The 26,437-nt window shown below is 40.6% G+C and carries 25 protein-coding genes; 11 read left to right on the forward strand and 14 right to left on the reverse strand.

Annotation, left to right across the window (positions count from 1 at the left end):
* Nucleotides 1-10 precede the first annotated feature (10 nt).
* Complete coding sequence (locus P3J6_RS05335) at nt 11-1,246, forward strand: cysteine desulfurase-like protein (RefSeq protein ID WP_198522402.1); 1,236 nt, start codon at nt 11-13, stop codon at nt 1,244-1,246.
* A 71-nt stretch (nt 1,247-1,317) separates the two neighbouring features.
* Here P3J6_RS05335 and P3J6_RS05340 read toward each other — a convergent pair whose 3' ends face one another.
* The gene (locus tag P3J6_RS05340) at nt 1,318-2,022 is read right to left on the reverse strand and encodes a 2OG-Fe(II) oxygenase (protein WP_198522403.1); all 705 of its coding nucleotides are present in this window, start codon (nt 2,020-2,022) and stop codon (nt 1,318-1,320) included.
* 30 nt (nt 2,023-2,052) lie between these two features.
* Between P3J6_RS05340 and P3J6_RS05345 the strand changes: the two genes are divergently transcribed.
* Complete coding sequence (locus tag P3J6_RS05345; RefSeq protein WP_198522404.1) at nt 2,053-2,451, forward strand: acyl-CoA thioesterase; 399 nt, start codon at nt 2,053-2,055, stop codon at nt 2,449-2,451.
* A 7-nt stretch (nt 2,452-2,458) separates the two neighbouring features.
* On the opposite strand, the gene glpD is transcribed toward P3J6_RS05345, so the two are convergent.
* The 3 genes from glpD to P3J6_RS05360 form a co-directional block, all read right to left on the reverse strand.
* Nucleotides 2,459-3,961, reverse strand: a complete 1,503-nt coding sequence (gene glpD / locus P3J6_RS05350; protein WP_198522405.1) for a glycerol-3-phosphate dehydrogenase — start codon at nt 3,959-3,961, stop codon at nt 2,459-2,461.
* A 14-nt stretch (nt 3,962-3,975) separates the two neighbouring features.
* On the reverse strand, nt 3,976-5,481 hold the full coding sequence (gene glpK, locus P3J6_RS05355) for a glycerol kinase GlpK (protein WP_193049467.1): 1,506 nt from the start codon (nt 5,479-5,481) through the stop codon (nt 3,976-3,978).
* A 168-nt stretch (nt 5,482-5,649) separates the two neighbouring features.
* Nucleotides 5,650-5,892, reverse strand: coding sequence for a YdcH family protein (locus tag P3J6_RS05360; protein WP_138606683.1), 243 nt, complete (start codon nt 5,890-5,892; stop codon nt 5,650-5,652).
* Nucleotides 5,893-6,141: 249 nt separating this feature from the next.
* Between P3J6_RS05360 and P3J6_RS05365 the strand changes: the two genes are divergently transcribed.
* The 8 genes from P3J6_RS05365 to speD all read left to right on the forward strand — a co-directional run bounded on the left by P3J6_RS05365 (nt 6,142) and on the right by speD (nt 13,991).
* Complete coding sequence (locus P3J6_RS05365) at nt 6,142-6,723, forward strand: anthranilate synthase component II (protein ID WP_010392074.1); 582 nt, start codon at nt 6,142-6,144, stop codon at nt 6,721-6,723.
* A gap of 47 nt (nt 6,724-6,770) precedes the next feature.
* Nucleotides 6,771-7,931 (forward strand): HDOD domain-containing protein, encoded by a 1,161-nt coding sequence (locus tag P3J6_RS05370; protein ID WP_198522406.1) that lies wholly within the window; start codon nt 6,771-6,773, stop codon nt 7,929-7,931.
* A gap of 370 nt (nt 7,932-8,301) precedes the next feature.
* Entirely contained in the window at nt 8,302-9,507 is a 1,206-nt protein-coding gene (locus tag P3J6_RS05375) for an aspartate aminotransferase family protein (RefSeq protein ID WP_008108435.1), read from the forward strand.
* 84 nt (nt 9,508-9,591) lie between these two features.
* Nucleotides 9,592-10,608 carry an arginine N-succinyltransferase gene (astA, locus tag P3J6_RS05380; protein WP_055012478.1) on the forward strand — a complete coding sequence of 339 codons (1,017 nt, stop codon included), beginning with the start codon at nt 9,592-9,594 and terminating at the stop codon, nt 10,606-10,608.
* A gap of 15 nt (nt 10,609-10,623) precedes the next feature.
* Nucleotides 10,624-12,093: a succinylglutamate-semialdehyde dehydrogenase gene (astD, locus tag P3J6_RS05385; protein WP_198522407.1), complete on the forward strand. Its 1,470-nt coding sequence runs from the start codon at nt 10,624-10,626 to the stop codon at nt 12,091-12,093.
* A 144-nt stretch (nt 12,094-12,237) separates the two neighbouring features.
* Nucleotides 12,238-12,576 (forward strand): DUF3802 family protein, encoded by a 339-nt coding sequence (locus P3J6_RS05390; RefSeq protein WP_138606677.1) that lies wholly within the window; start codon nt 12,238-12,240, stop codon nt 12,574-12,576.
* Between the two features lie 101 nt (nt 12,577-12,677).
* Nucleotides 12,678-13,091, forward strand: a complete 414-nt coding sequence (locus tag P3J6_RS05395) for an OsmC family protein (RefSeq protein WP_138606675.1) — start codon at nt 12,678-12,680, stop codon at nt 13,089-13,091.
* 87 nt (nt 13,092-13,178) lie between these two features.
* On the forward strand, nt 13,179-13,991 hold the full coding sequence (gene speD, locus P3J6_RS05400; protein ID WP_010392088.1) for an adenosylmethionine decarboxylase: 813 nt from the start codon (nt 13,179-13,181) through the stop codon (nt 13,989-13,991).
* Nucleotides 13,992-14,054: 63 nt separating this feature from the next.
* On the opposite strand, the gene P3J6_RS05405 is transcribed toward speD, so the two are convergent.
* From P3J6_RS05405 to P3J6_RS05425, 5 genes are all read right to left on the reverse strand, one after another.
* Complete coding sequence (locus tag P3J6_RS05405; RefSeq protein WP_198522408.1) at nt 14,055-15,392, reverse strand: M24 family metallopeptidase; 1,338 nt, start codon at nt 15,390-15,392, stop codon at nt 14,055-14,057.
* 129 nt (nt 15,393-15,521) lie between these two features.
* A complete protein-coding gene (locus P3J6_RS05410) occupies nt 15,522-16,793 on the reverse strand; it encodes an aromatic amino acid transport family protein (RefSeq protein WP_198522409.1) in 1,272 nt (423 codons plus the stop codon).
* A gap of 283 nt (nt 16,794-17,076) precedes the next feature.
* A complete protein-coding gene (locus P3J6_RS05415) occupies nt 17,077-18,249 on the reverse strand; it encodes a lipase family protein (RefSeq protein WP_198522410.1) in 1,173 nt (390 codons plus the stop codon).
* Nucleotides 18,250-18,270: 21 nt separating this feature from the next.
* Nucleotides 18,271-18,702 (reverse strand): DUF6795 domain-containing protein, encoded by a 432-nt coding sequence (locus P3J6_RS05420; protein WP_198522411.1) that lies wholly within the window; start codon nt 18,700-18,702, stop codon nt 18,271-18,273.
* Between the two features lie 72 nt (nt 18,703-18,774).
* The gene (locus P3J6_RS05425) at nt 18,775-19,215 is read right to left on the reverse strand and encodes a DUF6795 domain-containing protein (protein WP_198522412.1); all 441 of its coding nucleotides are present in this window, start codon (nt 19,213-19,215) and stop codon (nt 18,775-18,777) included.
* A gap of 415 nt (nt 19,216-19,630) precedes the next feature.
* Between P3J6_RS05425 and P3J6_RS05430 the strand changes: the two genes are divergently transcribed.
* Nucleotides 19,631-20,755, forward strand: a complete 1,125-nt coding sequence (locus P3J6_RS05430; RefSeq protein WP_198522413.1) for a hypothetical protein — start codon at nt 19,631-19,633, stop codon at nt 20,753-20,755.
* Between the two features lie 165 nt (nt 20,756-20,920).
* Here the strand turns inward: P3J6_RS05430 and cysQ are convergent, their stop codons facing one another.
* From cysQ to cysD, 5 genes are read right to left on the reverse strand one after another with little or no spacing between them, the layout of a single operon-like run.
* On the reverse strand, nt 20,921-21,691 hold the full coding sequence (gene cysQ / locus P3J6_RS05435; RefSeq protein WP_198522414.1) for a 3'(2'),5'-bisphosphate nucleotidase CysQ: 771 nt from the start codon (nt 21,689-21,691) through the stop codon (nt 20,921-20,923).
* A gap of 9 nt (nt 21,692-21,700) precedes the next feature.
* A complete protein-coding gene (gene cysC / locus P3J6_RS05440; protein WP_198522415.1) occupies nt 21,701-22,294 on the reverse strand; it encodes an adenylyl-sulfate kinase in 594 nt (197 codons plus the stop codon).
* Between the two features lie 33 nt (nt 22,295-22,327).
* Entirely contained in the window at nt 22,328-24,052 is a 1,725-nt protein-coding gene (locus tag P3J6_RS05445) for an SLC13 family permease (protein WP_198522416.1), read from the reverse strand.
* 33 nt (nt 24,053-24,085) lie between these two features.
* A complete protein-coding gene (gene cysN, locus P3J6_RS05450) occupies nt 24,086-25,510 on the reverse strand; it encodes a sulfate adenylyltransferase subunit CysN (RefSeq protein WP_198522417.1) in 1,425 nt (474 codons plus the stop codon).
* The gene (gene cysD, locus P3J6_RS05455; protein WP_008108450.1) at nt 25,510-26,409 is read right to left on the reverse strand and encodes a sulfate adenylyltransferase subunit CysD; all 900 of its coding nucleotides are present in this window, start codon (nt 26,407-26,409) and stop codon (nt 25,510-25,512) included. The genes cysN and cysD overlap by 1 nt, the downstream gene beginning before the upstream one ends.
* Nucleotides 26,410-26,437 lie beyond the last annotated feature (28 nt).

Here is a 26,437-nt window from a genome sequence, read left to right on the forward strand (position 1 = left end):
GAGAAATAAAATGAATTTAATGCAATTGCGCGCGCAATTTCCCGCTTTAATGCAAACGGTTGATGGCAAGTCACCGGTGTTTTTAGATGGACCAGGTGGCTCACAAGTACCACAACCGGTACTCAGTGCCATGACTGCTTATTTAGGGTATTATAATTCAAACTTGGGCGGTGCGTTTTTCTCAAGTGACAAAACGGTTGAACTGATGGCTAATGCGCGTCAAGCGGCGGCTGATTTGTTAAATGCCCCTAGTGCACAAAATATTGTATTTGGCCCTAATATGACCAGCCTTACGTTTAGCTTCAGCCGCGCGATTTCACGCAGTTGGCAAGCAGGCGATGAAATTATTGTGACCAATGCAGATCATTTTTCAAATGTATCGTCTTGGCAGCAAGCCGCTGAAGATAAAGGTGCAGTGGTTAACACAGCGCTAATTAACGAAGCCGATTGCAGTTTAGATATGGCGCATTTTGAAAGCTTATTAAACGCTAACACTAAATTAGTTGCCGTTACGTATGCATCAAATACCACTGGCTCTATTAACGATATTAAACGCATTATAGAGCTTGCGCACAATGTCGGTGCATTGGTGTATGTTGATGCTGTGCATTATGCCCCTCATGAACTAATCGATGTGCAAGCATTAGATTGTGACTTTTTAGCGTGTTCTGCATATAAGTTTTTTGGTCCGCACTTAGGTATGGTATACGGTAAAGCTTCGCACTTAGAAGGGTTTACACCTTATAAAGTAGAGCCAGCGAAAGATATTGCTCCTGGTCGTTGGGAAACTGGTACCCAAAGTTTTGAAGCACTAGCGGGCTTTATTGCGGCGGTTGATTACATTGCGGCAATTAGCGAACTTGATGACAGTCACTCACGCCGAGAAAAACTGCGTGTTGCGTTTGAAAAAACGAAACAACACGAGATGGCGCTGAGTGAATACTTTTTAACACGTCTGGTTAATTACCCGCGTATTAAATTGTTTGGTATTGATGACTTAGCTCGCTTAAGTGAGCGTACCCCTACGTTTGCACTGACCTTTGAAGGGTTAGAGCCTCGCCAAGTATCTGAATTTTTGGGCAAACAGCATGTATGTGTATGGGATGGTAATTTTTACGCCCAAGGTTTATGCAAACAACTGGGTGTGCTTGATAAGGGCGGCGTAGTACGCATTGGTTGCATGCACTACAACACCCTAGAAGAAATGGACACGCTATTTAATTTGTTTGATGAGCTACTAGGTTAATCCCTTATTTATTCAATACTTTTTAAAGCCATAAGTAAAAATTACTTATGGCTTTTTTATTGGCTGATTACCTAGCTTTGTGGCGTTCCATATATTTGCTCTGCTCGATTAAACAAAACCCATGAGGTTAAAATATACTTATCATTTGATACTGGCTTATTGCCTCTATGTGTATGCGTGAAATATCCTGGAGCAACCACCATGCTGCCTTTTTTAGGGGCTATTTTACGATTTTGATAATAAAACTCGGTTTCTCCGCCTTCTTCAACATCATTTAAATAAAACATAAATAACAATACCCGGTGCAGGGCTTCATTATGTTGTAACTGCGGATACACCTCACTATGCCAATACGGATAGCCCCCTTTATTGACATCATATTTTTGTGCTTGAATATTACCGAGCCTAAAAATTTGCTGCACCAATAAAGGAAGTTGTGGTTTACCTACTTCGTCATAATTGGCATGAGTTAAATCTACCGGCTGACCTGTTTTTGGGTGATACACTTTTAAGCCAAATGCCCCAATCATCATAAAAATATGTTCTTCAATGTATTTAAAAACATACTGTGCAGTGGTTTGTTGAATATGTTTTAATTGTTCTGCGTATTCAGGATGATTGTTTAAGTGCAGGTCGTGGCTATCTTTTTTATTAAGATCAACGCCGCCCGATGTCATCCCTTGTTTAATATGCGGGCTTTGAGAAAAGGTAGTGATAAAGTTATCACAAAAGTCACTGCTGAGCGCGTTGTCATACACGCGGATAAAGTCCGTCATGAGTTACCTGTTTAATTATTATGGATTATTATGTTTACTGAAAAAGTGATGCCGCGCTTTAGCGAAACGGATGCACTCGGACACATCAACAATACCGTACTCCCAGTTTGGTTTGAAGCAGCCCGAGTACCTATTTTTAAATTTTTTACTCCTGATCTTAATCCTCACAACTGGAAGTTAATTATTGCTAAGGTTGAAGTGTCGTTTGTTGGCGAGTTATTTTATGCCCATGAGGTGACAATTAACACCAGCATAGAGCAGATTGGTAATAGCTCATTTGTGATCCGCCAAGAAGCCTGGCAGCAAGATAAGTGCTGTGCAATTGGTAAAACTGTCATGGTGCGATACGACTTTGCCAGCAAAACAAAGCAAACGCTTTCGGCTGATGAAAAAGCCGCATTAACACAGCACATTGTTGCAACGAGTTAATCGCAGTTTAGCTGTGGCAAGCAGGATGTTTAGTTAAATATTGCGCCAGAGCAATGACTTGTTTTTCAGTAAAGCGTAGTCCGAGCTTAGTTCTGCGCCACAATATATCTGCGCTGCTTTTTGCCCATTCATGGTTTACTAAGTAATCAACTTCTTTTGCATATAAGCCATGGCCAAAGTGATAACCTAAATCGCCGATTGCTTGGCTTTTACCCAATAATTGATAACTAAGCGTACCATAGCTGCGAGCCATACGTTTTAAGGTGTCGATTGGCAGCCAAGGATAGCTGCTTTCTAACTGTGCGATAAGGTATGCTTGGTTACTAAAGTCGCCACCTGGTAAAGGGGTGTCTTTCGTCCACGAGCGACTCAATTTTGGGTAAAGGGGCGCTAATTTATTAACGGCATTTTCTGCAAGCTTTCTATAGGTGGTAATTTTGCCACCAAATACGCTTAATAATGGGGCGTGATCAGCTTCATTATTTAATATCAGTTTGTAATCGCGGGTGACCGCTTGGGCATCTGTTGATTTGTCATCTAACAGCGGGCGCACGCCACTAAACGTGTGCACAATATCCGCTTTGCTTATTGGCTTTTTAAAGTAATGATTAGTAATACTGATCAGGTATTCGATTTCTTGCTCACTAATTTTTACATCAGCAATATCGCCGGAATAATCTTCATCAGTGGTGCCAATTAGTGAGTAATCTTGCTCATAAGGAATCACAAATACAATGCGGTTATCTTCATTTTGTAAAATATAGGCAACTGGCTGGCTATGAATTCGAGGCACCACAATGTGACTGCCTTTTACAAGGCGAACAGTATGTGGTGTGGGCTGGGTAAATACATCTTCAAATAATGACGCGACCCAAGGGCCTGCAGCATTTACAACACTTTTAGCCTTAATATTTAGGTGTTGCTTGCTAGCTTGCTGCTCTAAAATTACATTCCAATAGTTTGCGTTACGGGTGGCTTTAATACAGCGCGTGCGTGTTGCAATTGTGGCGCCCAAATTATGCGCTGCTTGTGCGTTTAAAATCACTAAGCGCGCGTCATCAACCCAGCAGTCTGCGTATTCAAAGCCTTGGGTGACGCTGCTGTTAAGTACGCTATCGCTGTTAAACTCAATCGCCTTTGAAGGGGGTAAAGTATTACGCCAGGCTAGATGGTCATAAATAAATAACCCCATGCGAATCATCCATGGCGAACGCAAATGTGCTTGGTGCGGCAGTCGAAAAGACAGTGGCCACATAATATGCGGTGCTTTTTTTAACAGTACTTCACGCTCACGCAAGGCCTCTCTTACCAATCTAAATTGATAATTCTCTAAATAGCGAAGCCCGCCATGAATAAGTTTGCTGCTATTAGAAGAGGTAGCAGAGGCTAAATCGTTCTGCTCACATAAGAGTACTTTTAAGCCACGACCACTAGCATCGGCTGCAATGCCAGCGCCGTTAATACCACCGCCAATAATGAGTAAGTCATATTCGTTGTCGTGTGCGCTCATAGATTTCCCTGTGTTTAGTCACTCTCGTCGTCAGTACTATTAGAAAGTCTAACTTGTGCAATGCAATGTAGCCACTTTGCGTATAAATCGTTGCGCTCTTCACTGCTCATGGTTGGTTCAAAGCGACGATCGCTTTTCCACATGTTGGCAAGCTGCGCAGTTGATTCATACACCCCAGTTTGCAGCCCTGCTAAGTAGGCAACCCCCAATGAAGTGGTTTCGGTTAAGGTTGGGCGTTCAACGCTTGCGCCTAAAATGTTAGCTAAAAATGCCATGGCCCAATTATTGTTTGCCATGCCGCCATCAACCCTTAAAATACTAGGACGAAGCCCGTCACCCTCCATGGCTTTTTGTAAATCTTTGGTTTGATAACCCACCGACTGTAAGGCAGCTGCCACAATAGTACTAATGCCTGAATCTCGGGTTAGGCCTAAAATAGCGCCTCTTGCATTTGCATCCCAATAGGGCGCTCCTAAGCCAGTAAACGAGGGCACTAAAAACACCCCATGATCTAAGGGAACACCTTTGACAAGGGCTTCACTTTCACCTGCGTTTTCTAATAACTTTAGGCCTTCTACTATCCACTGCATGGTGGCACCGGCCATAAAAATGCTGCCTTCAATCGCATAGGTGGGTTTGCCGTTGAGCCGATATGCAAGAGTGGTTAATAAACGATTATTTGATTTTAGTGCTTTATCGCCAGTGTTAAGCATTAAAAAGCAGCCCGTGCCGTAGGTGCTTTTTGCCATACCTTCTTCAAAACAGGCTTGACCAATTAAAGCCGCTTGCTGATCGCCTGCAATACCACAAATAGGAATTTCACTACCGAACAACTCGCCGCTTGTTATCCCAAAATCAGCCGCTGAGTCCATTACCTCAGGCAACATAGCCAGTGGGATATCAAATAAAGCCAGTAATTCTTCATCCCAGCATTGTTGATGAATATTAAACAGTAAAGTTCGTGAGGCATTAGTGGCATCGGTTTTGTGCACTTTACCGTCGGTTAATTGCCACAATAAGTAGGTATCTACCGTGCCAAATGCTAGTTCACCTGCTTGTGCTTGCTCTTTAGCGCCAGTGACGTTATCTAAAATCCAACGAACTTTGGTTGCAGAAAAATAAGGGTCGAGTACTAAACCGGTTTTATCATTCACCATTTTTGTATGCCCAGCATGGCGTAAACTATCGCAATATTCACTGGTGCGTCGGTCTTGCCATACAATCGCGTTATAAATAGGTTGCCCAGTTTTTTTATTCCACACTAAAGTGGTTTCTCGCTGATTAGCAATGCCGATGGCAATTATGTCGGCGGCAGTTACTTGTTGCTGCGCTAAGAGGTTTTTGACGCTGGTTAATACAGTTTGCCAAATATCTACAGGATCGTGTTCAACCCAACCATTTTTTACAAAATGCTGAGGGAAGGTTTGTTGAGCACTCCCTATCACCTGTGCATCTTTGCTATATAAAATAGCCCGAGAGCTTGTCGTTCCTTGATCAATCGAGAGTAAGTATTTAGCCATAAAAAATAACGTTGTTTAATTTAGATAAAGCTAGCTTGTCTTTAAGCTAAACGAATAGCAATGCTTTTGCACCATAATGGTTAAAATTATAGATTAGCAGAGGGTAGGAGAGGGAAATGATAATTAAATTTTGGCGCCTATTATTTAATAGACGCCAAGCAATAGTGATTAATTAGTACTCGTTAATTGTTGATGTAACCAATCTTTTAATACCATTCTGCCGTGCTTTAGCTGCTGCATAGCTTCGTCATCGATAGGTGAGTCTTGTAGTTCAAGTACCCGAATTTCTTTATCGATTTCATTGTATTGTTTTGCTTTAGTAGCAAAGTTTTCATCATTTGCATTGAGTTTTGCAATTGTTTGCGTGTAATCAGGAAAGTCTTTAGTTAATGAATGGTCTTCGCCTAACATAGGTTACTCCTTGTTTATACGTATTTAATGCGCTGTTGGATAATGCAGGTCACTTTACTGATAGACAGTTTGTAACTACTGAATTACTCATATAATAGAGCTTGGGCTGATTTAAAATAAATCAACCATTGCTGATTGTAAGCGAGCTATTTGTATTAGCTGAGCTGCAAAACACTGACACCTGCAAAGCCTTCAGTTAGAATATGCATGCAATAACCATCCGCCTAATTACTTTGAGTACTTTAATACATGCTTTTAATGATCGATAACTACGACTCGTTTACCTACAATTTGGTACAGTATTTTCAACGATTAGATCAAGAAGTGGTAGTAAAACGTAACGACCAAATAACGCTGAGCGAAATTAAACAGTTAAACCCCGACCATATTGTGATTTCTCCAGGCCCTAAAAGCCCAAGTGAAGCGGGAGTGTCGCTATCTGTTGTAGAGCAATTTAAAGGAACTTATCCTATATTAGGTATTTGTTTGGGGCACCAAACTATTGCTCAGGTGCTAGGTGGTAAGGTGGTGCGCGCTAAACAGGTTATGCATGGAAAAACATCGCCAATTTATCACCAGCATCAAGGTATGTTTAAAGGTTTACCAAACCCGCTGACAGTGTGCCGCTACCATTCTTTAATTGTTGAAGCACACTCATTGCCTAAAGAACTAGAAGTAACAGCATGGACACAAAGCAACACTGGGCTGCGTGATGAAATTATGGGATTGTTGCATAATGAGCTTGCACTTGAAGGCGTGCAGTTTCACCCTGAAGCAATTTTGACCGAGCAAGGCTTAGCCTTACTTGATAACTTTTTAACGCGCTTCTAGGCTTATACCTGTAAGCTATTTTCCTTTTTTGCCTTAAGATAGAGTTTATGACCGATACATTGCAGCAACAGCGAATTGTTAACGTGCTACACCAACGAGCGCATGATTTGCTACTGGGTCATAGTTTTGCTAATCAGCAAATAGGCTTTATTCATACCTTAGACCTCAATGACGGTAAACCCGTTAAAAAGCGTACCTTATTAGAAGTTGAAGTGGCCGCTCAGCAAAAGCGTCAACAAAAAAGTACTTCACATCAAAAGTTACAGGCAAAAACAAGTCAAAAATTACATACGGTTATTGAAACCGTGATGGCCAAACGTCTTGAAGACATAGATTTAGTCATCAAAGACACTGTTGGTATAGATGATAATGTGCCCGCTATACTTGATATTCTTGCAACACGCGCGGCATCGGTCGGTCGTTTAGAGCCGCTAATTAACGATTTAAACTGGCTTGGACGAGAGCTGGTTACCTTAGTTAATTTACCTTTTTATCGTAAGCAACGCAGTAAAGGCACTTCAGTCAAAGTAGATACCCCAGCATTGGCATTACGTTATTTAGGCTTAGACAACCTGCAACTGGTAGTGCCTACTTTTGCAGTGCGCCATTGGATGCCAAACAGTACCGCACCATTTCCGCTATTAAAGCGCAGGTTAAAAGATAGCACTATGTCATGTGCTATTGCGGCACAAACTCTAGCGCAGCTTAATGGGTTAAATCCCATGCATGCATTTACCTTAGGCATGTTATTAAATGTGGGGCAAATTGCCTTAGTGCGCTTATACTTAAAAGTGTTTGAGCAAGTATGGCAACGCAAAATACAGCGTGCTCGTGAAGAAGGTGACAAAAACCTACACACTGCGTTGTTGGAGTTAAAACCTGACCCGCTATTTTTAACGACACTGCTGAATGAAAAATCACTGCTTGTTAGCGCCAAGGTGATTGAAACCATGTCATTTAAATACTTACCCTTTAACACTGTAATGCAGCAGTTAGTAAATGGGATAGAAAAAGGCGATAGTTTATTGCCATTATCGCAAGTAATTTTAAAGGCGCGTTGTTACTCTCAGTACTTAAACTTAAAAGAGCACCAGCTTATTGAAGACGATGAATTACAAAGCTGGTTTAGCTATTATAAGTTTACAAAAAAAGAGTTAGAGGCCTTACAAGCAAGTAATTTTACTAATTTGGCACTCCAAATCGATTAAATCTGTTAATTTTTTTGCGACTATTCATTCACTTTAATTCTACTTATTCATGTGCAGTTGGTTTATAAGCGCTATGCTTTTTTCGTTGTAGAGGCGCTCACTAAGGTAAATGTACTTCATTACTAGCTATCAAATAGTTATTCACTATCTATGAAATAATATCTTAAGCCCTTTATTTTAAAGGGGTACATGAAAGTTTTTGAAGAGACATAACCCTAAATTTCTGAAATAATGAGCGCCTGAAAATTGAACCACAACGTAGTTTCAGGCAAATATACAGCTATTATTTTTTGCCGACACATTTGGTTATTAACAATAATCACACCCCTATTCTACTGCTTTGTGATGCACACAATTAAGAGGAAATAAAATGACAGTCAATCGCGAATTATTTGATCACGTAATGGTTCCTAACTACGCACCTTCAAGCGTAATTCCAGTTCGAGGCGAAGGCTCTCGTGTATGGGATCAACAAGGACGAGAGTTTATCGACTTTGCTGGTGGTATTGCCGTTAACTGTCTTGGCCATTGCCATCCTGCATTAGTGGGTGCATTAAAAGAGCAGGGCGAAAAAATTTGGCATTTATCAAATGTAATGACCAATGAGCCAGCACTTCGCTTAGCTAAAAAAATGGTTGATGCGACTTTTGCAGAAAAAGTTTACTTTGCAAACTCAGGCGCAGAAGCAAACGAAGCGGCACTTAAATTAGCGCGTCGTTTTGCGCTTGATAAATTTGGCGCAGAGAAGTCGCAAATTATCGCCTTTAATAAAGGTTTCCACGGTCGTACTTTCTTCACGGTTACTGTAGGCGGTCAAGCGGCTTACTCTGACGGTTTTGGCCCTAAGCCAGGCGACATTGTTCATTGTGACTACAATGACCTTGCCGCATTTGAAGCGTTGATTAGCGATAACACCTGTGCAGTAATGATGGAGCCAATTCAAGGCGAAGGCGGTATTATCTCACCAACTGACGAATTTGCTCAAGGCGTTCGTGATTTATGTACTAAGCACAATGCATTGCTTATTTTTGATGAAGTGCAATCAGGTGTTGGTCGTACGGGTGAGCTATACGCATACCAAGGCTTAAACGTAGTACCTGACATTTTAACTTCAGCAAAAGCACTGGGTGGCGGTTTTCCAATTGGCGCTATGCTAACAACCACTGAGATTGCACAGCATCTTAAAGTAGGTACTCATGGTTCTACTTACGGCGGTAACCCACTAGCCTGTGCAGTTGCAGAAGCCGCATTTGATACAGTGAACAACCCAGAAGTATTAGCGGGCGTTAAAGCAAAAGCGGCGTTATTTACCGAGCTACTTAATGCGATTAACGAAAAGTACCATGTATTTAGTGAAATTCGTGGCCAAGGTTTATTAATCGGTGCCGTAGTTAATGAGCAGTACAAAGGGCGCGCTAAAGAGTTTTTAGTTGCAGGTACTGAGCATGGCTTAATGTCACTTGTAGCGGGTGCTGATGTGGTTCGTTTCACTCCATCTTTAGTAATACCAGAAGCTGATATTCGCGAAGGTATGGCACGCTTTGAAAAAGCTGTAGCCCACGTTGTAAACGCGTAATCGCTAATTCAACTTCTCTAAGGGCAAACATTGTTTGCCCTGCAGTTCCTATTTACCGTTATATATAAGGGAGTAAGCGGATTCATGATGATCCTTCGCCCAATCCAAAAAAGTGATTATGCAGCTTTAGTAACCATTGCCGACGAGTCGGGACATGGCTTTACTTCTTTACCTAATAATGAAGAGTTATTACAAAAGAAGATTGCACATTCAGTTAATTCATTTACAAAAACCACGTCACAACCTGGTGATGAAGGGTACTTATTTGTTCTTGAAGATACTGAAACTGGTGAAGTAGTTGGTACTTCAGGTATTGAAGCGGCAGTTGGCTTAGATGACGCATTTTATCACTATCATTTGAGTAAAGTGATTCACTCTTCGCGCACGCTAGATGTATATAAAGCGGTAGATATTCTCACCCTTTGTAATGACTACACTGGGGCTACAGAGCTGTGTACGCTGTTTTTAAAAGACGGTTATCGTAAAAATTGCAACGGTAAGCTGCTTTCAAAAGCACGCTTTATGTTTATAAAACAGCACCAGCAACGCTTTGCACAAACCGTTATCGCAGAAATGCGTGGCGTATCTGACGAAAACGGCAGTAGCCCGTTTTGGCAGTGGCTTGAAGAGCACTTTTTCTCAATGGATTTTCCAACCGCAGATTATCTGACGGGAATTGGCCAAAAAGTGTTTATTGCTGAGTTAATGCCTAAATACCCAATTTACGTCAACTTATTGAGTAAAGAAGCGCAAGCGGTTATTGGTCAAGTACACGATAATACGCGCCCAGCTATTCAGTTATTAAAAAGTGAAGGCTTTACTTTTAATGGTTACGTCGACATTTTTGATGCTGGCCCAACCGTTGAAGCAAAAGTAGATAACATTGCTACTGTACGTAATGCACAAAACTTTAGTGTTGAAATTGGCGAAATGACAGGTGATACCATGGTATTGCTAGCCAATGATAAGCTTGAAGACTTTAGAGCAACCGTTGTTCCTATGGCATTTGATTCACGTTCAAACAGCCTTGTGCTTACGCAAGAACTTGCTGATGCATTACATTTAAAATCGGGCGACTTTGTTACTGCTACCCCAGTTTAATTTAGGAGAAAGTATATGACTCATCCTGCACAATTTATTAATGGTCAATGGTCGCAAGGCCAAGGCACAGAATTTAACTCAGTTAATCCTGCAAATAACGACGTTATTTGGCAGGCATCAGCTGCAAGCGCAGAGCAAGTAGATAGCGCTGTAGCATCAGCACGTGAAGCATTTTACAGTTGGGCTGATAAAAGCTTTAGCGAGCGTTTAGAGATTGTAAAAACCTTTGCTGCAACATTAAAAGAGCACAGCGAAGATCTAGCGGTTGCTATTGCACAAGAAACAGGTAAACCACTTTGGGAAACACGTACTGAAGCGGGCGCCATGGTAGGTAAAATTGCCATTGCTGAAAAAGCATTTTTAGAGCGTACTGGTGATGTTGAAAACGCTATGCCGCAAGGTCGTGCGATGATCCGTCATAAGCCACATGGTGTTGTTGCTGTATTTGGTCCTTACAACTTCCCTGGGCACTTACCAAATGGCCACATTGTACCTGCACTTTTAGCCGGTAATACTGTGGTATTTAAACCATCTGAACTTACACCTATGGTGGCTGAGCTAACCCTTAAACTATGGGAAAAAGCCGGTTTACCTGCTGGGGTAATTAACCTAGTTCAAGGTGAAGTAGAAACAGGTAAAGCATTGGCGTCACACAAAGGCATTGATGGTTTATTCTTTACTGGATCTTCACGTACGGGTCATATTTTACATGAACAGTTCGCAGGTCAACCAGGTAAAATTTTAGCGCTTGAAATGGGTGGTAATAATCCGCTAATCGTTAAAGATGCAGAAGATACTCTTGCTGTAGTGCACGATATTGTGCAATCTGCGTTTATCTCAAGCGGCCAACGTTGTACCTGTGCGCGTAAATTGTTTTTACCAACAGGCGCTAAAGGCGATGAAATTTTAGCGCGCTTAATTACAGCGACTAAAGCAATTAAAGTTGGTAACTACGACGACGCTGACCAACCGTTTATGGGTTCAATGATCTCAGCGGCCGCTGCTGCTGGTATGGTTAAAGCGCAAGACGAGTTAAAAGCCATGGGTGGTGACGTGTTAGTTGAGCTTGAGCATACAGCTAACACCGGTTTTGTTACACCGGGTATTATTGAGTGCACAAATATTAAAGACTTCCCAGATGAAGAGCACTTTGGTCCACTTTTAAAAGTATTCCGCTTTGATGACTTTGACCAAGCAATTGATAAAGCAAACGACACTAGCTTTGGTTTATCAGCAGGTTTATTAAGTGATAACCAAGCTGATTACGACCATTTCTTACGTCGTATTCGTGCGGGTATTGTTAACTGGAACCGCCCAATTACAGGTGCATCAAGTGCTGCACCGTTTGGTGGCATTGGTGCCTCAGGTAATCACAGAGCAAGCGCCTATTACGCTGCCGATTACTGTGCATACCCTGTTGCTTCTGTGGAACTTGAAAAAGTAACCATGCCAGCAACATTAAGCCCAGGCTTAAAAATAGATTAAGTACTCTGAACGTTAGTTAAGTACGACTTAATTAGTATAAAAGCAGCTTCGGCTGCTTTTTTTGTATTGCAACCTTACAGAGCTAGCAATTATCAGTGCTTTCTGCTTAAATTAAGCAATCAGTATTTTTGAGGTAAATAAACGATGGTTTTAAACAGGCAAGGGTACGATGATTTAATAATGTACCTAACTCAGAACTTAGCGTTGTTTGAAAAGACAGGTGAAATAAAGCCAGGTGCGCCAACCGTTATTGAGTTAATTGAAGATGTAATTGCCGAAAATGTCATACGCATTTGTCAACAACACCCAGACCTTTCTACAGAGCAACGCAGTCAAATTGTGCGTGAGGTTGATGGTATTGTTTACGATTTACAAGAAGTGCTTAGTAGTGTGACCTCTCACACCGTTACAGTAGAACAGCATGCTTTTATTGACGAGTTTGCTGGACTAGTTAAAAACTTATTTGATAACGCTATTAATTAATATTTCCCCCTTTAAAAACCACGCTTTATTCGCTATTTAATTTAAATGCGCGTGAGAGCCTGCGTGTAATGAATGCAAAATTAAACTAATGAGATAAAACAATGCAAGCAAATGTAAAATGGGTTGAAGGTAATACCTATATAGGCCGCTCTAATAGTAATCATAATGTGGTATTTGATGCGGGTAGTGACGGAGCAGCACCAAGCCCAATGGAAATGGTGCTTATGTCTGTCGGTGGCTGTTCATCGGTTGATGTGGTAAGTATTTTAAAAAAAACCAAGCAAGACTTCTCATCCGTTGATGTGCAATTAACTGCTGAACGAGCTGAAACAGCCCCGCGCGTGTTCACTAAAATTAATTTACACTTTGTTGTAACTGGTAAGAATGTGTCTGAAAAACACCTAGAGCGAGCGGTTTCGCTTTCTGCCGAAAAGTATTGCTCAGTTGCATTAATGCTTGATAAAACAGTAGAAATTACCCATAGCCATGAAGTTGTTGAAGATCAGGGAAAATAACGCTTTTTCCGTGAGTGAAATTCGTATAAAATCCGCGAACTTTTCATTCTGCAGGTGCAGATTTCACTAATTTATAGGTTGGTTTATATGAACAAACCCTTCGATAAACTTAAACTTCATGGCTTTAATAATTTAACTAAAAGCCTAAGCTTTAGTATTTACGATATTTGCTATGCAAAAACAGAGCAACAACGTAAAGAATATATAGAATATATCGATGAGCAGTATAGTGCAGATAGACTAACCGACATTTTAGGTGATGTGGTTGATATTATTGGTGCCAATATTTTAAATGTTGCACGTCAAGATTATGAGCCACAAGGTGCCAGTGTAACTATTTTAGTTTCAGAAGAGCCTGTAGAAGAGCAGCAAAACTATGATGCTGACGAAGCACCAGGGCCATTACCTGACTCAGTGGTTGCACACCTTGATAAAAGCCACATTTGTGTTCACACATACCCTGAAGCACACCCAGATGATGGTATTTGTACTTTCCGTGCGGATATTGAAGTATCAACCTGTGGCATTATCTCACCGCTTAAAGCGTTAAACTTCTTAATTCATAGCCTTGAGTCTGATGTGGTAACGATTGATTACCGTGTACGTGGTTTTACCCGTGATGTAAACGGCGTTAAACATTACATTGACCATGCAATTAATTCGATTCAAAACTTCATGACAGAAGATACCAAAGAAGCGTACCAAATGATGGACGTGAACGTGTATCAAGAAAACCTGTTCCATACCAAAATGATGTTAAAAGAAACCGATTTAAATACGTATTTATTTGGTTTATCTACTGATGATTTGTCAGATGACGAAGAAGAAGAGATTCGCTCAAAGCTAACACGTGAAATGCAAGAAATATTCTATGGCCGTAACCTGCCAGATACAGAATAATAGCAATTGGATTAAATAAAAATGGCGCTCATTGAGCGCCATTTTTGTATGTGTTGTTTAATGCTACTTAACAAGTAATAACTGGGTTTGTCGGCCATTGAGGTACCACACACCGGTTTTATCAAACATAGCATCTTCTTCAAGCATTATTCTTATTTCTTTATTCCACGGTTTTATAAACACCGCATTGTTAAGCTCAATCGAGTACGCCGTGTTTAAATGCAACGGGTAATCGCCATCCCCCGGCACACCTTGCTGAGCATCCCACATACCTAGTGTTGTACCAGCTGCATGACCATGATAGCCGAGCGGGTGAGTATAAATAGTGGGCTTTAACCCCTGTGCAATGGCTTTTTCGCGGGCGGCTTTTAATACCTGATTACCTGTTTTCCCAGCTGTAAATTCAGCCGTAAAAATGTCTTGTAGCTTATTGCCCTTTTTTAACGCATCAACAAGGTAATCGGGGGCTTTTGTTTCGTCTGGTTTTAAAACATAAGCGTGTTGTTGAGTGTCAGTATTTAAACGCAAATAGTTAATACCAAAATCGACATGTAATAAGTCGCCTGCTTGAATAACATTATCGGCATAGCCGTTGGTAAAGCTGTCTTCGTGGTCGAACGATTTACTGTCGGCGCGTTGTATTGCAATACTAGGGTGAAACCACGTTTGCAGTTTGAGCTCCCTTACGCGCTCTCTAAACCACCACACTAAATCGTCGCTGGTTGTCTCTCCAACGGTGATAGTATTACCGGAGAATCCATCAGCAATAATAGAATGGGCAATAGCAACAATGTGTTTGTACATTTCTACTTCTTCTGGAATGCGTTGCTCTAACCACGCAACAGCCAGCGGCTCGGCCGATATTATTTTATTTTTATAAGCGCTAGGTAAGTTGGCCATTAAAGTGGTGTAATCGCCAAGCACTAGCCCATCGGCATGTGCCCAATCTGTAGATGTGTTGAGAGCAATATTTCGCGGTTGGTATTGCTCAATAAGCGTATTGAGCGCTTGCCACTGATTAGGCTGTGCTTGCTTATCCCAGGCCTTTTTAAAAACACTCCCTATTTTGTAAGGTGCAATTGCAAAGGCGTCAACACCGCCTTGTTTGTTAACTGCAAATAATAAAATAGTGGTGCGCCTTGCCGAGAGCCATGTAGCAGGCAGCATGGTTTTTAATATCGGGTCTTCATTATATTCGCGGCTTATCATTAGCCACATATCTATACTGTGTTGCTGCATTAATGTGGGTAATAAAGTCTTAATACGTTTTTCGGTAATGCTATCGATAAACGCAGCCCTTTCTTTCATTGATAAAATAGCCGGGGGCTCAGCGGCTTTAATTTCAGGACTAAATAGTATGAGTATAAAAGTGAGTAAAAAAACGTATTTATTATTTTGCATGGCTGGCTTATTTTTTAGACGAATATATAAGCTAACATTGCACAAACAATAATATAAACAAATCATTTGCGATAAACCGTAGACACAAAAAAGCCCAGCAAAATACTGGGCTTTTGTAATAAATACTGCTTAGCTAAGCATGCTGTACAGTAACGCACAAACTGCTAATGAACCGACAGCCAGTACAAATAAGGTACTTAAACGATTACGGTACTTTTGTAAGCTAGGCACTTTGTAAACTGCAATCATTGGCATAATGAATAAAATCATCGCAATGATTGGGCCTGATAACTGATCCATCATATCTAGTATGCTTGGGTTTTTAACCGCGCAGAACCAAATAGCGAAAAACATCAGTACCGCACCAACTTTGTCAGCCACTTTAGGGCTCATGCTTGAGTGTTTAGTCACTAACCCAGTAAAGCTTTCGCGTGCCCCTAAAAAATGACCTAAAAACGACGACATAATCGCAATAAAGGCAACCAAAGGTCCCAGCGTTGCAATGAATGAGTTTTCTGTAATATTAGCCAAGTAAGATAAAACAGAGACGTTTGCCGCTTTTGCTTCAGCCATTTGGTCGCCGGTAAGCGATAACACGCATGAGAACACAAATAACAAAACAAAGGTGATCAGTAATAAGCTAGTACGCTTTAAAATCGCTTCTGACTTAGAGGTTGCTAGGTCACCGTAATGGCTACGTTGTTTATTAACAAAGCTTGAAATAGCCGCTGCATGGCTAAATGAAAACACAATAATAGGAATCGATAACCAAAGTGTTTTACTAAAGCTACCTAGCTCAGGCAAAGCTGTATCGGGCATTTGCCAGCTTGGGATTAAATACAGAGATAAAAAGAATAAAATACCCACTAGCGGGTACACTAAAATTGCAAAGGCGCGCAGCATTAAGCGTTCACCGCCCATCATTAAGCCAATCATAAGCGCAACTAAAATACCCGATAAAGCAACGCGTGACGGCGACTCCATCCCTAACTGATTGACCATAAAGCTGTCTACCGTATTGGTTAAACCCACACCGTAAATAAGCAAAATAGGAAAAATTGATAAAAAGTATAATAAGGAGATTAGTCGACCCGCGTTTACGCCAAAGTGTTCTTCTACTACATCGGTAAAATCAGCCTCTTTATTTTTTGATGATAATACAAAACGCGCCAAACCACGGTGCGCTAAAAAGGTCATTGGAAAGGCTAAACACGCCATAATAATCAGTGGCCAAAAACCACCAATACCAATATTAATCGGTAAAAATAAAATACCAGCACCTACTGCGGTGCCAAAAAGGCTAAGTGTCCACTGCGTATCGTGCAGGTTCCATTTTGACTTAGACGTGTGTGCGTCTTGTGCTGGTGCATTTGAAAGCGTTGCACCTTGAGATGTTGTCATGTGTGTATATCCATTATTTATCATAATAATTGCGCCGAAGAATATAGTTTTTAACCACACATTTCATGTGTTTTTATGTCTTGGATATAAATTTGTTGTAGCGTATTAGTTACTGACTGTCACGAATATGAAACAGTGTTTAAAAGCTGCGCAATTAGTGCAGGAATATGCTGCGAAATGCGTGAATAACACTCAATAATGACCATGAATTGGAATGGGTTATTTAGTACAGTGCATTGTAAAGAAACTTCTTCTTACAATGCACTATGTTTAACTCCAGCAGCTACTCTACTGCAGACAGTGCTTTTTGAGCTATTCTATTGACCATTTGTAATGTTTTCTCAAATACCCATTTAATAAACTCAGCTGATAACTCCTTTATCTTTGTTCGTGCATATCCTGCAAATGCAAGCATACATGCAAGCAAGCCATTTATTGGGCCTGTTAAGTCTACAGTGTGAAAATTGTTGTTTGCTAAGATCATCGCAATTTTGTCGTATAAGTTTAAGCCGTTTGAAACCCCAGACTGCAGCGCATTCAGCGCTCCGAGCTTTGCTTGGCGTAGTAGAGTCATTAAAGCCTCACTTAAACGGTTCATCCAATAAATGGAAGGTTGGACTTGGCTTGCGTGTGTAATGTCTAAGGTAACACGTTTAAATGGGTTAAATGTTACCCTCTTATTAATGCTATCCCAAGACTGCTTTTGTGAGTTTCGGGTGTAGTACTTCATCAAGTGGTGCCAAGGCACAATTATTTGGTTGTTGTCCATCTTGTATTCAGGAGCGTTGTAAGGAGCTTGCATGAATGGCCAAAAAGGGACCATTGGTACTACATCACCACCATTTACACAGCGGAATATATTTTTTGGTTCAAGAGCATTAGTCGTACTTAATGCGAAATTAGTTAAGCCTACCTTTGGAGCTCCAAAAGTATATAACTTAACGTTTACATCGAAGCGTCGTTTAGCCCAATCTGCGACTAGTGATGCGACTGCACCACCAAGGCTGTGACCAACACAATGCACAGTAGCATGCGACTTGAGCGAGCTTAACAATGGGGCTAATTCTGATTTTAAAGTTTCAAATAAAGTATTGAAGCCTGCATGGACACTATGGCCACCATCGCAAACACTTATGTTCGCTCTGCAGTCAGTTGATGCGTCATATAACGAGGCGGTACCTCGAATAGCCAATACCAAATCATTTTTAAACGGATTCATGCGGCCTGTAGGAGACGTTCCTTTACCAACGAGTACAAACCCTGTTTGATGACCTGTAGCATGAGCCATTGCTCCGCCAGACGTTCCTTTTATTGGACCATTTGATAGGTCAAAAGAAAAATGATTATCTAGGGCGCTCGATGTTGCGATTTTGTACCCTGCTAATCCAGAGGGTTTTTTTATTTGATAAGAAATAGTCGCTAGTTCTGCGCAAATGATAGGTGATAAAGTACTCATATAAATTCCTTTTATTAATGTCTAAATATCCCAACGGCAAATACTTGAAATATTGTGTTCGCCGCTTGGTGCTTCTGAGTCAATAATTTGATGTTTTATTTCTTCAGCGCTTAAATCTGCATTTAAATTAATCAGTCTTTTTTGTAGTTCAATTGGGGTTTTAAGTCCATGTTGAAATCCAAACCATAAAGTATGCTGATGACTTTCAAAGTGAGTCACTATTACTACTCTGATCATTGATTCATAAAATATACTGCCAGGCTTGCGTGATTTAATTGATTTAGCGGGGAATGAGTAAAAACCGAGCTCATCAGTATAGGCTTCATCTATCTCCTCATCCTCTAAGGTTAAGCCTCTTTGGATAAGTTGGTTTGCTACTGGTTTACCGTTTAGCGTAAGCTGGCCTTTAACTTCGGGACATAGTTCTACTGTATAGCGAATTAATCCGAGCATATATCGTTCCTTGTTAATAATCCATGTTTCTATAATTATCCATAAACAGAAGAGAACATCAATGTATTGTTATTATGTTACTTGTTTTTTCAACCGAGCAATACTTTTAATGAAGTGTTCGTCTAATGGATCCTCAGAGTTAATTAGGTGATGTTTTACTTCTTCATCCGTTAAGTCAGCTTTTAAGTTTTTCAAAAAATTTTTAAACTCTTTCGGGTTTTTCAGTCCATGCTGAAAACCTAACCAGAGATTGTAAACCTCACCATCTTTTTCTAAATCTATGATAATTCTGACCACAGGCTCATGGAAAATACTGCCAAGTTTGCGAGATTTTAGAGATTTGGCAGGAAATGAGAAGCAACCGTTTTCATCAGTATAAACACTATCTAGTTCTTCTTCTTCGTAGGTTAAGCTTCGTTCAATGAGTTGATTGGCTAATGGGGTTCCATTATCAAAAACCTGACCTTTTACTTCGGGGCATAGTTCTACTGTATAGCGAATTAATCCGAGCATTTATCGTTCCTTGTTAATAATCCATGTTTCTATAATCATCCATATAAAGGATAAGACAGCAATGTATTTCCTATATGATTTAATTTGTCCAACGACAAATACTAGAAATATTATTCTCACCGCTTGGTGCTTCTGAATCAATGATTTGATGTTTTATTTCTTCAGCGCTTAAATCTGCATTTAAATTATTTAGTCTTTTTTGTAATTCAATAGGGGTTTTAAGTCCATATTTTGAATTGAGTGGAAGTATTAGTTGTTATTATATTTCTTTGATTCAGAGCTTCTAATTGATATGGAGTTTGGGTAACCTGAACTTAAAGCCTGTTTTAACTATATTCTATTCTTAATAACTTAATAATTGACATTCTTTCTACTGCCAAAGGCTTAACCTATAAATAATAACAAGGATTTTATTATGAAAAATTTAATTTTTACTATTTTGTTCTTTCTTTTTGTTAAATTTAGCTATGCTAATACAGCATATATTAGCAGTGATGGAGTGGGTGACGGGTATGATATTGAACGACCCGCAAATTTATCCGAGTTAAATAGAATTTTGACAGATCCTAATATTGACAATATTACTTTAAAGGCTGGAACATATTATCAAACAGATACTTTATTTATTAGTCAAGGTGTGAATCCTGTCAAAGTGTCAGGTGAAGGGAATGTCATAATAACTAGTGATTATCACAATGGTAGCGGTGGTAGCTCAGGCTTTATAGTAGCTAGAAGTAACATTTCCTTTGCTAATATCAACTTCAATAATACGAGATATTGCTTTAGATTCAAAAATTACACTGCAGAAAATGTGAGTATTGAACATATTAGAGCCCATAATACAATGAGCTGTGTAGAGTTTGATAGTGGAATATTAGCAAATGTATCTAACATTAAAATTAACGAGTTAACTTCAATTGCTTATTACAAAGCAGGTATCCGCATTAATGGTGATACACCAAAGAATATTACTATCAGCAATTCAAGAATAGACGGATCAACATTAAATCTTGACTCAAAAAAAGATTGCCACGTAGCAGGTATAAGTGTCAGTGGAAGCACTAAAAATATCAATATTCATGATGTATCTATCTCAAATAACATTGGCGGTTCAAGTAATTGTGGAACATACCAACAAGGGGATGGCATCGTTGTTAATTCTGAAGTGAGTGGCCTTTCAATAAAAAATGTATTGGTTTCAAATAGCAGAGATGCTGACTTTGACATAAAAAGTCAACATACTAATTTAGAGCAGATAATATCATTATCAGGTGCTAATAACAGGCACAACCTTAAACTTTGGTATAGCAATTACTCGTGTAGAGATTGTTATATCAAAGCCTCTAAAGCAAACTCTATTCAGGCAATCGGTTCAAAAATAGAATTTATTGATTCTGTATTTGAAGTGTCAGACATACTTAAGGTATGTGATTTGCGTGATAGACGAGGTATTATGGGCAGTGTTCGATTCAGTAATACAAGACAGCTAGACGTTCAAAATTTAACTGCAATAAATGATTTTATTCCAGACTGTATATAGATTCTTCTAACCCTGTAGCTTTGCTGCTAGGGTTGGTATTAATACTACTCTAGGTTAATTTAGAATAAACTATGTTGGGTTTCGTTCCACTCAACCCAACCTACGGTGTTTAAATTGCCATTAGCTGCTCGCGACTCTAAGCCCGTGGCTAACAGCTCGAAGCTCTTATTCTTCCACCGCACTCACCACAAAATATGGATTCAAGTACTCATCTTTAGTGTTATAAATAAGCGGGCTGCCATCGAGTTTAGTTACTTTAGCGCCGGCGATTTCGGCAATGGCATGGCCTGCGCCGGTATCCCATTCGCAGGTTGGGCCGAGGCGAGGGTAAATATCAGCGCTGCCTTCAGCAACTAAGCACAGTTTTAGTGAACTGCCTTTTGATACCATTTCAACGTCATCAAAGCGTTTTACAAATTCAGCTAAATCAGGAGAGGGGTGCGAGCGACTGCCTACAACACGTATAAGGCCTTTGTTAGGTTTGGTGGTAACTTTAAGCTCGATGCGCTCATCGCCTTTGTCTTTAAAAGCACCAATGGCTTCTGCGGCTATGTACGATACACCTAGCGCAGGGGCATCAACCACAGCTAAAACTGGTTTGCCGTTTTCGATTAGGGCAATATTAACGGTAAACTCGCCGTTCTTTTTAATAAATTCTTTGGTGCCATCAATTGGGTCAACCAGCCAATAGCTGTTCCATGTTTGGCGTACGTCCCAACCAATGTCGGCACTTTCTTCACTCAATACAGGAATATCGGGAGTGAGCTTTTTGAGCCCTGCACTAATGATTTTATGAGCTGCTAAGTCGGCGTCGGTTACGGGGCTTTCATCAGCTTTGTATTCAACGTTAAAGTCTTTGTTGTAAATACCCATAATCGCGCTTCCCGCTTCGCGAGCGAGAATAAGGGTTTCTTCTAGCAGTTCAGTTTGGTTCATTAGATGGGCCTATAGTATATGCTGATGTTTTAGATACGTTATCAGTTGAGCTACCGATTGGTCTAGGGTGTTTTTACTGGTATCTAAAATTATTTCAGGATTAACCGGCGGCTGGTAAGTTGAATCAATCCCAGTAAAGTGTTTAATTTCACCGGCGCGTGCCTTTTTATATAAGCCTTTTGGGTCGCGACTTTCACACACCTCAAGAGGGGTGTCGATGAATACTTCGATAAATTCACCCTCATCAACTAACTCACGAACCATGTCGCGCTCAGCTTTAAAAGGAGATATAAACGCAGTAAGGACTAACAAACCAGCATCAACCATTAGCTTGGCGGTTTCGCCTACGCGGCGGATATTCTCAACGCGATCGGCATCACTAAAGCCTAAATCTTTACATAAACCATGGCGTACATTGTCGCCATCAAGTAAATAGGTGTGTGCGCCTTGCTGCTTGAGTGCTGCTTCTAGCGCATTCGCAACGGTGCTTTTACCTGAGCCAGAAAAACCAGTAAACCATATAATAGCGCTCTTATGATTTTTTTGTTCACTGCGCTGTACTTTAGTAGTGGCGTAATTATGCCAAACAATATTGTTATCCATTTGCTGTGTCTCTTTATGCTATAAGCGCGGGTATTAAAACGGAAATACCAGCGGGATCAAAGTTAGTACGGTAATTGAATAAATAATAGAAAGCGGTAGCCCCATCATTACATAGTCTTTTCGTCGGTAGTTACCTGCGCTGTAAACCATTAAATTAGTTTGATAACCAAAAGGTGAAATAAAGCTGGCTGAAGCGCCAAATGCAACTGCCATAATAAACGGTAAAGGTTCTACGTTAAAGCCAATGGCTAGTGAGTAGGCAACCGGAAACGATAGCGCTGCTGCGGCATTATTAGTGATTAATTCGGTAAATAATACGGTCATTAAAAAGATAGCGATAAACGCGCCATAAGGGCCAAAGTCGCCTAGCACTACAAACATGGCGTCTGATATTTGCCCAGCAAGGCCGGTGCCTATCATCAGCTTAGCTAAACCTATGGCACTGCCCACGACAGCAAGTAACTCAATAGGAAAACGGCGCTTTATTTCGCTTAGCTTAATAGTACCACACAGCATTAGGCCAATAAGAAACACTAACAAGCCTTTAACCAGCGGTACTGCACCTAAAATACTTAATCCCAGCACACCCGCAAAGCTTAACAATACAATATTTGATTGCTTTGCACCTAGGTGGGTTTGTAAATCAAGCCCTGAAATATACACAAACTCGCGTTTTAAGTTAGTTAAGTCATAAAAGCTTTTACCAGGGGCGAGAATGAGTGAGTCACCCGCTTGTAATCGCACTTGTCCAAGCCCGCCTTGTAAGCGGTCATGCCCACGGCGAATAGCAATAACGGCTGCATGAAATTGTTCTCTAAAGCGGGCTTCTTTTACTGTTTTGCCAATTAACTTAGACGATTGGCTAACGACAACTTCAACGAGGTGTTCAATGTCTTTTTCGTGTTTGTCGTGCACCACTTTTAAGCCATCAAAGCGAGTAAGCAAAGGTACTGACTTTATGTCGCCCACAAACAGCAGTATGTCGTCTTGTTGAATAATATGTTGGGGGGTCACGGCGCAAATTCGGTTGCCGTCACGAATAATTTCAGCCAAAAACAAGTCTTTTAGATCGCGTAAACCGTTTTCCTCTACAGTACAATTTATTAACTTTGAGCCAGTTTGCACTTTCCCTTCTAGATAAAAAGGCACCACCTCTTGGCTATTTTTACCATTGTCAGGCAGGCATTTTAGCATCACCAAAATAGTAATTAAGCCCACACTAAGTGCGCCCAAACCCACCAAGGTAAAATCAAAAAAGCCCAGTGGCGCCATGCCCGCATCTACTGCAAAGCCATTTACGATTAAGTTAGTAGAGGTGCCAATAAGCGTAATAGTACCCCCTAAAATCGCGGTGTACGACAAGGGCAGCAATAGCTTTGAAGGGGAGTGATTTGGGTTATCCTTTATGGCGGTAATTAATGAGGCAACTACCGCGGTATTATTAGTAAACGACGATAAAAAGGCAGTAGACAGCCCTAGTTTAGTTACTGACTTAACTAAACTACCACTGGATAACGATTTGGCTAAACGCTGAATAAGCGTGGTTTTTTCTATCGCTATCGACACTAAAATTAATAACACTAAAGTAATTAATGATGAGTTAGTGTAATTAACCAGCATGCTTTCTAAATCTATTAACCCAGTTAGATAGCTTGTGCCTATGGCACTTACAAATAACCATGCAGGATTAATACGGGTACCAAAAAGGCACCCGACTAAAAGCAACATAATGCCTGTTAAAATGAGCTGTTCTACCATGCTTTAAATGTTCCTAACAGGCGTTCATTAACGTTATAGCTTCGAAATATCAAGCGCTTGCCAATGCGGGAAGTGCTTGCGTACGAGGGCATTAAATTCAACTTCAAAGTCGCTGTATTGTCCTGCGTTTTCTTCACTTTGCAGTACCTGTTCTATCATTCCTGCTGCAACCGTTAAGTTTGATAAACGATCAATAAGAATAAACGAACCGGTTTCATGATTATGATGGTACTGATCGGCTAAAATAGTCTCGGTCAGCTCCAGTGTCACAATCGCAATTTCGTTTAACTGCAATGAATCTGCACTGCCATGCTCTAACGTGTTTACATCAATTGTGTGGTCAATTTTTGTGACCATTGCCGAGGTGTTTTTGCTGCCAAGTTTAAGGTTGTAACTTTTACCGAGCACTAATGGTGACTCGTGCATCCACACAATTTTAGCCTGTAATTGGTTAGTTACTTGCGCTTGCGAATTCGCAGGTACAATAACGTCCCCTCGGCTAATATCTATTTCAGTATTAAGTGTCACTGTAATTGCTTGGCCTGCCTCGGCGGTGTCGAGGTTGCCATCAAAAGTAACAATTTCTTTAATATGTGACTTTTTACCTGAGGGCAGTACCTTCACCTCATCACCTACACGTAATTTACCCGATGTAAGCGTGCCTTGAAAACCACGGAAGTTTAGATTAGGGCGTACCACGTATTGCACCGGAAGACGCGCTTCAAAACCAGTGTCGATTTCAGCGGCTGGTGAGTCTTCTAACAGCTCAAGCAACGGCTTGTCGGTATAATAAGGAGTATGTGCAGAGCGGGTTACTACGTTATCGCCTTTAAGTGCCGACATAGGCACAAACTTAATGTTTGATACGTTAAGTTGCTCGGCAAATTTTAAATAGTCAGCTTTAATTTTTTCATAAACGGTTTCATCAAAATCAACAATATCCATTTTGTTAACCGCAACCACAAACTGCTTAATACCTAATGAGTCACAAATAAAACTATGACGTTTAGTTTGTACCTGCACACCATAACGTGCATCCACTAAAATAATGGCAACATCACTGGTTGATGCACCGGTAACCATGTTTCGGGTGTACTGCTCATGCCCTGGGGTGTCGGCAATAATAAATTTACGCTTAGCGGTTGAGAAATAACGGTACGCTACGTCAATTGTTATGCCTTGCTCACGCTCAGCTTGTAGGCCATCTACTAACAATGCTAAATCAAGCTCTTCACCGGCATTACCGACTTTTTCGTTATCTTTATGAAGTGCGGCTAGCTGATCTTCATAAATTTGGTGACTATCGTGCAGTAGGCGGCCAATTAAGGTTGATTTACCGTCATCCACACTGCCACAAGTCAGCATACGCAATAAGCTTTTATCTTGTTGACGTGCTAGGTAAGCGTCTATACCAATTTCTTTTACTTCATTAAATGTATCGTTATTTAGGTTAGACATTAGAAATACCCCTCACGTTTTTTCTTCTCCATAGAGCCTGCTGAATCATGATCAATCACTCGACCTTCACGTTCAGATGACGATGACAGCAGCATTTCTTCAATAATTTCGGTTAGATTGCTGGCGGTAGATTCCACTGCACCTGTGAGTGGGTAACAGCCTAATGTTCTGAAGCGAACCGACTTCATTTGCGGTACTTCACCTTCATTAAGTGGCATGCGATCGTCATCAACCATAATTAAAGTACCATCGCGCTCTACTACAGGGCGCTCTTTAGCAAGGTAAAGTGGCACCATTTCGATGTTTTCTTGATATATGTATTGCCAAATATCTAGTTCAGTCCAGTTAGACAGTGGGAATACACGAATGCTTTCTCCTGGGTTCACTTGGCTGTTATAGGTATTCCAAAGCTCAGGACGTTGGTTTTTAGGATCCCAGCGATGGTGTTTATCACGAAATGAGTAAACACGCTCTTTAGCCCGTGATTTCTCTTCATCACGACGTGCGCCACCAAATGCGGCATCAAAACCGTATTTATTAAGCGCTTGCTTTAGCCCTTGAGTTTTCATTATATCGGTATGTTTACCCGAACCATGTGTAAACGGACCTACACCCATTTCGATACCTTCAGGGTTTTTGTGTACGATTAAATCAAAGCCGTACTCTTTAGCCAAACGGTCGCGAAACTCAATCATTTCACGAAACTTCCAGTTGGTGTCTACGTGTAATAACGGAAACGGAATTTTCGCAGGGTAAAATGCTTTACGAGCTAAATGCAAAAGTACCGATGAATCTTTACCGATTGAGTAAAGCATAACTGGGTTCTCAAACTCAGCGGCGACTTCGCGCATGATTTTGATACTTTCAGCTTCAAGTTGCTGAAGGTGAGTTAAAGCCATTGTTGGTCGTCCTACTAAAATGATTAAA

The organism is Pseudoalteromonas sp. 3J6, assembly GCF_903995135.1.
In the GTDB taxonomy this organism is placed as follows: Bacteria; Pseudomonadota; Gammaproteobacteria; order Enterobacterales; family Alteromonadaceae; genus Pseudoalteromonas.